Origin of the sequence: Methylobacterium sp. 1973, assembly GCF_040545035.1 — a bacterium.
GTDB lineage: Bacteria > Pseudomonadota > Alphaproteobacteria > Rhizobiales > Beijerinckiaceae > Methylobacterium > Methylobacterium fujisawaense.
Genome location: NZ_JBEPLA010000001.1, coordinates 663094 through 674144, shown reverse-complemented (window position 1 = coordinate 674144; position 11051 = coordinate 663094). Strand labels below are relative to the sequence as shown.

The 11051-nt window shown below is 69.4% G+C and carries 9 protein-coding genes and 1 pseudogene; 3 read left to right on the top strand and 7 right to left on the bottom strand.

The annotated features are described in order from the left end of the window. Positions 1-134: 134 nt before the first annotated feature. The 3 genes and pseudogenes from ABIC70_RS03320 to ABIC70_RS03310 all read right to left on the bottom strand — a co-directional run bounded on the left by ABIC70_RS03320 (position 135) and on the right by ABIC70_RS03310 (position 1960). Positions 135-1094, bottom strand: a complete 960-nt coding sequence (locus tag ABIC70_RS03320; RefSeq protein ID WP_043345703.1) for a helix-turn-helix domain-containing protein — start codon at positions 1092-1094, stop codon at positions 135-137. A 305-nt stretch (positions 1095-1399) separates the two neighbouring features. Further along, positions 1400-1540: pseudogene (locus ABIC70_RS03315) on the bottom strand (IS3 family transposase); the annotation flags it as partial. Between the two features lie 132 nt (positions 1541-1672). Beyond that, complete coding sequence (locus tag ABIC70_RS03310; protein WP_139231562.1) at positions 1673-1960, bottom strand: hypothetical protein; 288 nt, start codon at positions 1958-1960, stop codon at positions 1673-1675. 1043 nt (positions 1961-3003) lie between these two features. Here ABIC70_RS03310 and ABIC70_RS03305 point away from each other — a divergent pair. The 3 genes from ABIC70_RS03305 (at position 3004) to ABIC70_RS03295 (ending at position 5481) form a co-directional block, all read left to right on the top strand. Beyond that, entirely contained in the window at positions 3004-4431 is a 1428-nt protein-coding gene (locus tag ABIC70_RS03305; RefSeq protein ID WP_354438867.1) for a protein adenylyltransferase SelO, read from the top strand. A gap of 447 nt (positions 4432-4878) precedes the next feature. Further along, positions 4879-5106, top strand: coding sequence for a hypothetical protein (locus ABIC70_RS03300; protein WP_020091174.1), 228 nt, complete (start codon positions 4879-4881; stop codon positions 5104-5106). A gap of 18 nt (positions 5107-5124) precedes the next feature. Beyond that, entirely contained in the window at positions 5125-5481 is a 357-nt protein-coding gene (locus tag ABIC70_RS03295; RefSeq protein ID WP_043759809.1) for a hypothetical protein, read from the top strand. Here ABIC70_RS03295 and ABIC70_RS03290 read toward each other — a convergent pair. The 4 genes from ABIC70_RS03290 to ABIC70_RS03275 form a co-directional block, all read right to left on the bottom strand. Further along, on the bottom strand, positions 5417-6610 hold the full coding sequence (locus ABIC70_RS03290) for a GNAT family N-acetyltransferase (RefSeq protein WP_043379195.1): 1194 nt from the start codon (positions 6608-6610) through the stop codon (positions 5417-5419). The two genes, ABIC70_RS03295 and ABIC70_RS03290, sit on opposite strands and share 65 nt — an antisense overlap. A gap of 10 nt (positions 6611-6620) precedes the next feature. After that, positions 6621-8036, bottom strand: a complete 1416-nt coding sequence (locus ABIC70_RS03285; RefSeq protein ID WP_354438865.1) for a lipopolysaccharide biosynthesis protein — start codon at positions 8034-8036, stop codon at positions 6621-6623. A gap of 133 nt (positions 8037-8169) precedes the next feature. Next, positions 8170-9681, bottom strand: coding sequence for a 2,3-bisphosphoglycerate-independent phosphoglycerate mutase (gene gpmI, locus ABIC70_RS03280; protein WP_354438931.1), 1512 nt, complete (start codon positions 9679-9681; stop codon positions 8170-8172). Between the two features lie 243 nt (positions 9682-9924). Then, positions 9925-11004, bottom strand: coding sequence for a glycosyltransferase family 2 protein (locus ABIC70_RS03275; RefSeq protein ID WP_043379190.1), 1080 nt, complete (start codon positions 11002-11004; stop codon positions 9925-9927). Between the last annotated feature and the right edge of the window lie 47 nt (positions 11005-11051).

Sequence of the window (11051 nt, the reverse complement as noted above, 5' to 3'; positions counted from 1 at the left end):
ACGCATCCGTGTGCGTCGGAGTAACGCGTCGGGTTTTCCATGTTCAGAGAATCGCGCCTACCGGACCTTCCCGACCTGCGCGCCGGGGATGCTCCCACCGCCACCCAGGACCGGATCGTCAACGGATGAGAGCCCTACCGGGCCACCTCAAGAGCAGCCTGCCGGAACTCGCTCGGCGTCATGCCGTGATGCGCTTTGAAGCGGCGGGAGAAGTGGGCCTGGCTGGAGAAGCCACAGCTATACGCGACTGCGCCGATCTGCAGATGGCCATGCTCGATCTTGCTCAGCTGATGCCCGGCCCTCAGAAGACGGCGTTCCCAGATGTAGTCGGACACGTGCCTGCCACGCTCATGAAACATCTCCTGTAGCCGGCGCAGCGAGACGCCGACAGCCGCGGCGAGTTCCGGAGGTCCGAAGTCGGGGTCACCCAGATTGGCCTCGACATAGGTCTTGGCGCGCTGAACCGTGACTGTTTCATGCAAGGGGCGAGACACCTCCTGTGCCAAGCGCTCGGCGATGCTGGCCGCGATCAGGTCGATGCCGATGGCCGACATGCGGTCTGCCACGGCCGGCGTGAGGCTATCACTGACACGCATCAGCTCAGTGAGGAAGCCTGTCGCCAAGGCGGTGCTGCCGAGGTCTGCACCGATGGTCAGCCCGCTGTAGAGCCGAGCTGGACCGAGGACAGACTCGAGCCGCTCACGGGGTATGTGGAGGGTGAGCATCTGGCTGCCCGAGCTGTATTCCTGCGCCGCCGGACGACAGTCGAGCACCATGAGATCGCCGGGCCGTTGCACCGAGGTCCTGTCGGATTGACCGGTCTTTGCAATTCCTGCCTGCCGGAAGAATATTCCGACAGCATTCTCCTGGCCATGATTCCTGACCAGGTCGGGCGTCGCCTCAGCGCGTAAAGCGCCATGGGAGGTGCGTATCGCTTCGATCGAGCCGACGGTAGCAACTTCTATCTTGGCATCGAATGGATCGTCGGTCAGGCGCTTCTGCTCGGCCGGCACGCGCATGTCGGACATGGCATCGCGCCAGCTTCTAAATCTGTCGCGGGGATGAAATTTCTCCGTTGAAAATAGTGTCCGCATGTATTTTTGTCTATATTCAAATATACCATCACTAGTAATGCATGAATTCTCGACGAACTCTGATGCAATGTGGCTTATGATATGGAAACGGCGTAATGTCAAAATCTAACAAATCTCAGCCAAAAACAAATCTAAGAGTGAGTTATCGGCAAATATACCTTCTCTATGATCGCTGAGGTTGTGAGGCGGTCAGTCAGTATTTGTAGAAACTAAAAACTGTTATTAAGCGCTAAAATTGATTTCCATTAGGTGTGAAATGTCGGAAAATACAATATATTGTGCTATAGACGCTGAGCTGAGCAGTATTATTGACCAGGCTGATTGAGAGGCTGCTGCAGGGCCGGGGCCATGGGAAGCCGGAAGGCCAGATCCGGGACGGTGACAGGCGCAGGTGGTCGGTAGCCCGAGGACGAATGCGGCCGGACGCGGTTGTCGGTATCCCGCCACCGCCTGCCGGAGTCGTTCGCAATCCGCACTCTTCATAGAATGTACTGTTAGCCGCAATAATTTATTCACGGTCGCAAAATCAAATTCCAACCACCCCAATGCGCAACAAGTTTTGGAAATTTTTTACTTGGTCAATGCGGGTTGTCGGAAGGATTGCCGTGAAACCCGCGCCTGACCCAATTTATGACGGGCGCCAGAAATTCATCGGTTTGCGTTATGGGTATCAAAAACAAAGGGGACAGCAGAACAGCGGTTACCCAGGCCGGGGCGGACTGGTTCACGACATACACCAGCAGTACTGAAGCGGCAGCAGCGGACACGACGAGCCAAATTCTTATAAAACCTTTGATCATACGCATTGAACAGGCTCCTTGGCGCGCGCAGGATTTTCGATTGTCCTGCTGAAGATAGAGGGTCACAAAAATATCTGGTCGAACGGGCGTAGGGCGGAGGGCTCGTATGGATTCCAAAAACTTACATCCCACCGCATTCCCGCCATCCACTAGCGGTTATGGCATCAACTCATAAATTGATTTGGGCCGACTCGAAGTGACAGATCACACGCTCGGGCTATGCTTAATTTTTATCTATTTCATTCGATAAACAATAGCTCTTTTAGAGATTCGACGGCGAGATGGGGTGTCTTGTACTTTCAGTATTGGACGCACATCCATGAAATATATCTGCTCCTAATTGGCGCGCCGAGCATGATATTTATAGATACGTCTGATCACATCCTGCATCGCCAGGATGATAAAATAGATTGAGATCCCCAATAAGCCTTAAATCGTTCGTCCCGTCGCAAGGCCGCATCGAACAATCGCGGTCATTCCGGGATCGACCTGCCTTGAAGGAGCGCTGGCGCTGCGGGGCGCCTGCGCGGGCCGTTTCGCGCTTGAAGGACCCGGACATTCTGTAGACCGACCCACCGCGTCGTCTCATATCGGCGCCGGACCGTGTCCATAAAACGAGGGCTCCTCCGACGCGTGCCAGAGAGGCAGGCTGGATCACCTCAATCCGGCCCCCATGCTGTCGGGGGATCGTGTCGGCTCGTCAGACCTCGGAAGAGCGGTCTCGCTTACGATCGATCGGGCAGGGGCATGTCCAATCCAGCGCGATGCGCTTCTGGTGCCGAGCGCACGACTGTCGACCCCTGCTGCCACAGCTCGAATGTCTGCGTCCTCGACCGTCCGCGCGGTAGCAGACCGCCACGAGACCACTCCTTTTAGACAGTCGCACGGCCAGGCGGATCGCGCTCACACGCACGGGCGCCGACGGCAGCCCTGGTGCCGGACGCCCCCTGCGCGCAGAGCGAAGCACGCCCGCAGCACCACGCCCGAAGCCGCCTGCGACGCCGGCCTGCTTCGTTCCGCGCGCAAGAACCGGAATGCTGCAACGGATCCCGTTCCGCCGGCTTGGTGACGGGAGGGGCACGCCCGGCCCGACCCGAGAGACGCGCCGCATGGACGACACCGCCTTCAAGCCCTCCCGGCGCCACGCCGATCTCGGGCCCGCCTTCTTCGATCCGGTCACCCCGGCCCGTTTCCCGCAGACGATCCTACGCTACCGCAATCAGGCCTGGGCGGAGCGGGTGGGCCTCGGCGGCCTTTCGGAGGCGGCGTGGATCGCCCATTTCGGCCGGTTCGAGCCGCTGCCCGGCAGCTTCGAGACGCCCCTGGCCCTGCGCTACCACGGCCATCAGTTCCGCTCCTACAATCCGGAGTTCGGCGACGGCCGCGGCTTCCTGTTCGCGCAGCTGCACGACCTCGAGGACGGGCGGCTGCTCGACCTCGGCACCAAGGGCAGCGGCACCACGCCCTGGTCCCGCGGCGCCGATGGACGGCTCACCCTCAAGGGCGGCGTGCGCGAGGTGCTGGCCACCGCGCTCCTGGAGGCACAGGGCGTCTACACCTCGAAGAGCTTCAGCCTGATCGAGACCGGCGAGGACCTCGTGCGCGGCGACGAGCCCTCGCCGGCCCGCTCCTCCGTGCTGGTGCGCCTCTCGCACGGGCACATCCGGATCGGCAGCTTCCAGCGCGTCCTGGCGCTCGGCGAACCGGACAACGTCGCCCGGCTCCTCGACCACACGATCGAGACCCACAGGCCGGACCTCTGGCGGGCCGGCCTGGAGGATCGCGGCGTCGCCTTCCTGGAGGATGTGGTGGTCAAAGTCGCCCGGATGGGCGCGCAATGGGCGGCGGCCGGCTTCGTCCATGGCGTGCTCAACAGCGACAACATCAACGTCACCGGCGAAAGTTTCGATTACGGGCCCTGGCGCTTCCTGCCGCATTTCGACCGGGACTTCACCGCGGCCTATTTCGACGAGACCGGGCTCTACAGCTTCGGCCGTCAGCCCGAGGCCCTGTTCTGGAATCTCGCCCGGCTCGCCGACTGCCTGCTGACGCTGGCCCCCCAGGCGCGCCTCGAAGCCGCCCTCTCCGGCTTCGGCCCGGCCCTGCAGGCGGCCTTCGCCGAAGCCCTGTTCCGCCGCCTCGGCCTCGCCGCGGCGCCGCAGCCGGAGACCGACCGGCTGGTCTCGGCGGTCTGGCGCTTCCTCGCCGAGACGCAGGCGCCCTTCGAGCGGTTCTTCTTCGACTGGTACGGGGGGCTCGCGAGCGCCGGGCGGGCGGAGGCGGGACCGGCCGCCGCGCAGTACCGGTCCGAGGCCTTCACGGCCGTGCGGGCCGCGCTGGAACCGCTGGCGCCCGCACCGGGCGCGCGGCTCGACCATCCTTACTTCGCGGAGGCGCCCTGCACGCTCCTGATCGACGAGGTGGAGGCGTTGTGGGCGCCGATCGCCGCGGCGGATGACTGGTCCCTGTTCGCGGCGAAGCTCGCCGGGGTGGCCCGGATGGCCGAGGCCTGCGGAACGGCGCCCGCCTCGGCCTGAGCGGCCTCTTCCTCGGCGAGCCGCCGGCGCTCCTCGGCGTAGCCCCCCGCGATGGCGAGATCGACCAGGCGCCGGGTCAGCCGGAAGGCCAGCCAGAACAGAGCGAGGCAGAGAAGCGTCGCGGCGGCGGCCTTGAGCGGATCCACGGGTTTCTCCGGTGATGTCTCCTCGGTCGGAGCGGCCCTCTTAGAGCCGCGCCCGGCCACGGGGCAACTGGACTTCGGGCCAAGATCGACCTCGCGCGGCCCGTCGATGCGCGCGGAACTCCCCGGCAGCGCCGCGATCGAGCGCGGGGCGCGTCTCTGGGTCGCTGCGCGGCGCACGCGGCGACGGTGTTGATGGGCCGATGCGGGCGATCCGAGCCGAAACCGGGCCGGAACATGTTATGGCGCCCGCCGGCCGGATTCCAACATCCGGTCTTCATGCCCCTCGATGAAACGAATCCCCGTGCGCGAGACCTTCCACATCGAAGTCCTCGGACCGGAACCGGACGAGATCCAGACGCGGATCTCCGTGCGGGTCGGCAGTCTGGAGAGCGCGCAGGAGCGGGCTCTGCGCCTGTTCGCCCGCGCCCGGGTGCCGCAGCGGTCGGGGGAGCCGGCCGAGGCCGTCCGGGTGATCGACGGTGCCGGCCGCGAGGTGTTCTATCGCACGCGCTTCGACGCGGGGGATTGAGGCGCGAGGAATCCGTCGATGCGCACAGCCCTGATCCTGCCGCTCCTGCTCCTCGCCGCCTGCGCGCTGTTCCTGCGCAGCTACACCCTGCCGCCGGCCCCCGACCGCCGGGGCGGCACCACGCTCCTGCTGACCTGGCCGAACCGCCCGGCCTTCGGCAGCCCCCGGGCCGATTGCCTCGCCGGGCCCGCGGACGGGCCGGTCCTGCCCTGCCTGATCGCCTCCGTCGCCCGGGCGCGCGACGATGGGTACACGCTGCTGCAACTGCCGTTCTGCGCGGCCTGCTACGACCTGTCCGGGCGGATCGCCGTCATGGGCGGCGACGCGGCGGCGACGCGGGCACGGCTGGAGCAGATCGCCCGCTTCGGATGGTGACACGCGCCCGGGCGACGCGCTCCCGGGCGCGCTCCAGGGTCCGGGCGACCGGGAACAGGGGATCGCGCCCCCCCTCGACCAGGAGATGGGCGATCGGCCTGCGCTCCGTCCAGAAGGTGGTGCCGAGGGCGAAGCCCGGCGGCGCGCAGGAATCGATCCGGTCGATCGGCCAGTCGCCCGCGGCCAGGGCCTCGGTCAGCCGGTGGACGAGCTGGACGCCCGGCGCGGTCTCCGGTCGGGTCTCGTCGTTGGCGATCTTCAGCACCCAGGCCTCCCGGCCGGTGACCGGCAGGATCAGGGAGGCCAGAAGTTGCTCCCCCCGGCGCAGGCGGGCGATGCGCACGCCATCCGCCGCGCCGAGATCGGCCAGGGCGGCGCGCAGGAAGGCGATCTCCGCCGGCCGCTGCGCCAGGCTCGTCCCGGCCTGCCCCTTCCAGCCGGCGGTCTCGAGGGCGACGTGGGCGTCCAGGGCCGGGCCGAGGGCTTCGGGCGCGGCGAGGATCTCGAAGGTCACGGGCCCCGCCGCCTCCAGGCGCGCGCGGGCGCGGCGCAGCTTGCGGCGGCGCTGACCGGAGAGGTGCCCGAGATAGCCGCTCCGCGCCTCCGGCCCGAACCCGCTCAGATCCAGCAGGCCGCGGTCATGCGGCCAGTAGGCGGCCCGGCGTCCGCCCTGCGCGGTGAGGAGGTCCGGCAGGGGGCCGTCGGCGGGGGCGTTCGGCAGGAGGAGCCGCGGCGGCAGGCCGAGCACGCCCGGCGCGGCGAGCAGCCCCGCGAGTCCGGCCTGTGGATCGGCACCGTCGAGGAGCGGCGCGCCGAACGGGGCGTAGCCGTGGGTCCAGCCCATGAGCAGCGGCAGCGGCAGGCCCCAGCGCCGCCGCGACAGCCGGAACGGCCAGACGGCGACGAGCCGGGCCCCCGGCGCCTCCGGCGGCCGGTCGGCGACGAGGAGGAGCCGGACGCCCGCCCCGAAGGCGTCGCGGGCAGCCAGGGCGTAGCCGGCCTCGTAGAACGGGTTTCGGATGAGGGACGCCGCGCCCAGCGCCCGCCAGGCCGGGATCCAGGGGGCTCGGGGATCGAGGGGCCGGACCGCCGCCACGAACCCCCCCGGTAGCGCGGCGATGTCTGCCATGGCGGGACCGTCAGGCCGCGAGCCGGTGGCGGATCGCGCCGGCGAAGCCGAGCACGTCGTAGCGCCATGCCGTCATGCCGGCGGCGACGGCGAGCAGGACCAGGCGCAGGGCCTGCCCCGGCGGCATCAGCCCGCCCGGGACCAGGGCGATGCCGGCATTCACCGCGCCGCAGGCGAGCGCGATCCCGGCGATCCCCGCCATGTCGGCGAGGGGCAGCGGCATCGTCGTTCCGGCCCGGCGGGCGCCCAGCACCAGCACGAGGCAGGCCGCGCTCTGGCCGCCCGCGAAGGCGAGGGCCGCCCCGGCGGCACCGAACCGCGGGATCAGCAGGAGCGACAGGGCGGCGACCGCGGCGAGGGTCGCGAAGGCGGCGGCGGCCTCCAGGCCGCTGGAGCGGGTGAAGTAGATCACCTGCCCGAAATAATAGGCGCGGAACATCATCAGGATGGAGGCCAGGATCAGGACCGGCGCGAGCTCCCGCGCCTCCGCCCGGTAGGCGGGCCCGAGCAGCACCGCCACGACCAGATCGTCGAAGCACAGGAAGAACACCGCCCCGAAGGCGGCGATCAGCGTCATGGCCCGGGCGGCGTCGCGCAGCACCCCGGAGGCCGCCGCCATCCCGCCCGCCCGCGCCTCGCGCTTGGCGATGGAGATCAGCGACAGGGCGATCGCCTCGCCGAACACGATGAAGCTCTGCTTCAGGAAGTCGGCCAGCGCCCCGTAGGCGCCGAGCCCCGCTGGCCCCACCGTCTTGGCGATGATCAGCCGGTCGAGGCTCTGGGCGAGCGCCGCCGTCCCGAAGGACAGGACCAGCGGCCAGCCATAGGCGAAGAGCCGCAGGGCCTCGGCCCGGCTGCCGCGGCCGGGCATCATCGGCGCGATCGTGGCGGCGGCGGGGAGCGAGGCCAGGATGTTGGCGGCCGCCACCGCGAAGGCGAGATGCAGCGGATCCTGCGAGAGATGCAGCGCGAGGCTGCCGAGGGCGAGGATCAGGACGGCCCGGCTCATCACCGAGGCTGCCACCGCTCCGGCCCGGAGGCGCGTCCGGGCGATCTCGGTGGAGCCCTCGAACAGGGTGCTCCCGAAGGCGAGCGCCAGGATCGCGGCCGCCATCCGCGCCGACATCAGCCCGAGGCCGGCGGCCAGCGCGCTCCCGAGCCCCGCGAGCAGCAGCGTGCCGCCCAGGATCCGCACCACGGTGCCGACCTGCGCGGGCTCGCGCGCCTCGTCGTAGAGGGCGAAGAACGCGAATTTCGGCCATTGGCAGGTCGCCCCGTAGAGCACCAGCGACCAGGACAGGACGTAGAGGTAGGTGCCGTAGCTCTCCACCGGCGCGAGCCGCGTGAACACCGCCACGGAGGCCATGTTCAGGGCTGCCGCGAAGCCCCGGGAGCCGACATAGATCAGGCTGTGTCGGGCGATCATGTCCTAGAACCGGTCACACGCACCACGACCTCGCACCACGCTGGGACAGACCGGCTTCGTGGCGGGACGTAACGCAGGGACGGCGGGCATGACAGCCCGGGCCGTGCAGGCGGCGTGCCGCCGGTCCCGGCCCTCAGCCCGCGCCCCGCTTCCGGATCAGCGACGCGCCGGTCATCTCGGCCGGCTGGTCGAGCCCCATCAGGTCGAGGAGGGTGGGCGCCACATCCGCCAGGCGGCCGTCGGCCAGGGACACGCCGTCGACGCCGATGAGCAGGGCCGGCACCGGGTTGAGGGTGTGGGCGGTGTGGGGCTCCCCGGTCTCGGGATCGCGCATCATCTCGCAATTGCCGTGGTCGGCGGTCACCAGCAGCGCCCCGCCCTGCGCCGTCACCGCCTCGACCACGCGGCCGAGGCAGGTGTCGACGGTCTCCACCGCCTTCACGGCGGCCGCGAGACTGCCGGTATGGCCGACCATGTCGGGATTGGCGAAGTTCAGGATGATGAGGTCGTAGCGCCCGGAGCCGATCGCCTCCACGGCGCGATCGGTGAGTTCCGGCGCCGACATCTCCGGCTGCAGGTCGTAGGTTGCGACCTTGGGCGAGGGCACGAGGACCGCGTCCTGCCCCGCGAACGGTTCCTCGCGGCCGCCGTTCATGAAGTAGGTGACGTGCGGGTACTTCTCGGTCTCGGCCATGCGCAACTGTGTGCGGCCGGCCCGGGCCACGGTCTCGCCGAGGCCGTTGGGCAGGTCGAGGGGGCCGAACAGGGTCTCGGCGAAGGCGTCGATCTCGACGCTGTACTGGACGATCCCCAGGGCGGCGGCGAACCGGACCGTCCGCGCGCGGTCGAATCCCGCGAAGGCCGGGTCGAGGAGCGCCTCCAGGATCTGCCGGGTCCGGTCGGCGCGGAAGTTGAAGCACAGCAGGCCGTCGCCGTCCCGCATGCCGGCATAGTCGCCGATGATCGCGGGCCGCATGAACTCGTCCGACACGTCCTGCGCGTAGGACGCGGCGACCGCCTGCCCGGCCCGCTCGAACCGGGTCCCGCGCGCCTCCGTGAGGGCGTCGTAGGCCGTCTGGACCCGCTCCCAGCGCCGGTCGCGGTCCATCCCGAAATAGCGGCCGCACAGGGTGGCGATACGCGCGCCCTTGGGCAGGGTGGCCGCCACATCGGCGATGCAGGTGGCCGCGGAGCGGGGCGGCATGTCGCGCCCGTCGGTGAAGCCATGGAGACGGACCGGGATCCCCGCCGCGACCAGCAACCGCGCCAGCGCCACGGCGTGGTCCTGATGGGCGTGGACGCCGCCGGGCGAGAGCAGGCCGACGAGGTGGCAGGTGCCCCCCGATGCGCGGAGGGTCTCGATGAACCGGATCAGCGCCGGATTTTGGGCGAGCGAACCGTCGGCGACGGCGGAGTCGATCCGCGGCAGGTCCTGCAGGACCACGCGGCCCGCCCCGATATTGAGATGCCCAACCTCGGAATTGCCCATCTGCCCGGCGGGGAGGCCGACATCGGCGCCGAAGGTTTTCAGCTGCGCCCGGGGATGCGCCTGCATCAGCGCGTCGAAGACCGGGGTCTTGGCTTGGTGGACGGCGTTGTCGGCCACCGCGTCCCGCAGACCCCAGCCGTCGAGGATCACGAGCATCACGGGACGCGGCGTACTGTCGGGCACGGTCACAACTCTCCTGCGCTGCCGCACGCGGGGCGCGGCCGGTCTCCGGGCCCTGCGCGGCCGGATCGTTGCGCGTGTCGATAATCGCCTTGGCCCCGTGAGGCCACCGCCCCAATGGGCGAATGGGCGACGGATGCGAGAGAGCGTCGGGCTTCTGACATGGCAGGGCCGCGCCCAGCCCATCGCCAGGCGCGGCGCCGGCCCGGCGTCAACCGGTCAGTTGACGCGCGCCGCGTCGGATCCCGGCGGGACGCCGAGCCCGGGCCGCTTGCGGCGCAGGGCGGCCCGGAGGACGGTCCGCCAGTAGCCCGGATGGGACAGGAACCCCGCCGCCCAGGACAGATGCATGGCCACCGCCGCCGGTCCGCTCAGGAGCAGGACGGGGTCCCGCGCCTTGAGGGCCAGGGCGAGGCCGCACAGGCCGCAGGCTCCGGCGTAGAGCAGCAGCGGGATCAGCAGGGCGGGCATCAGGGCCGCCAGGGGCAGGGCCGCGACGGCGTAGAGCAGAACCAGGGCCGGCAGCATCTGGCGGGCGCGCGGCAGGCTGGCGTGCTTCTCGAGGGTCCGCGCGCAGCCGCGACCGTACTGACGGTATTGCCGCGCGAGGCTGCCGAAGCGCGCGCGGGGAAAATACGTGATCGCGAGGTCGGCGGCGAGGTAGATCCGCCCGCCCGCCGCGCAGAGCCGCCGGTCGAGCTCGGCATCCTCGTTGTGGGTGAAGGTCTCGTCGTAGCCGCCCACCCGCAGGAACGCCCGCCGGTCGAAGGCCGCGTGGTGGCCGTGGGCGACGTAGCCCGAGATGCCGCCCTGACGGTGGGCCGAGCCGCCGTTGCCGAGGCGGCTGTTCTGCGCCGCCGCGATGGCCCGCTGCAGCGGCGTGACCCCGACGGTCCGGAGCGGCACGACCACCGAGACGGCTTCCCGCAGCTGCATCGTGCCGACGAGGTTCTGCACGAACCCCTCCGGATAGACGGCGTGGCAATCGGCGCGGACCAGGTAGGCGGAGGCGGGATGCGCCAGCCGTGCCGCGAGGTTGAGGGCCGCCGCCTGGATCCGGCGCTCGTTGTGGACGAGCCGGATCCGCGGATCCCCGGCGCTCAGGGCGGCGACGATCGCGCAGGTGCCATCGCGGCTGCCGCCGTCCAACACCAGCAATTCGCAGGCGACCGCATCCCGGTCGGGCAGAACGGACGCGATGGCCTCGGCGATGTGGTCGGCCTCGTCGAGGGCCGGCATGGCGATCGTCACGAGCGGAGCACCGGCGGCGCGCGCGGGGGGGCTCGTGGGTGATCTCATGGGGGCTCTCCCGACACCGGGCCCCGGTGGTCGGCGGATCCGGGCCG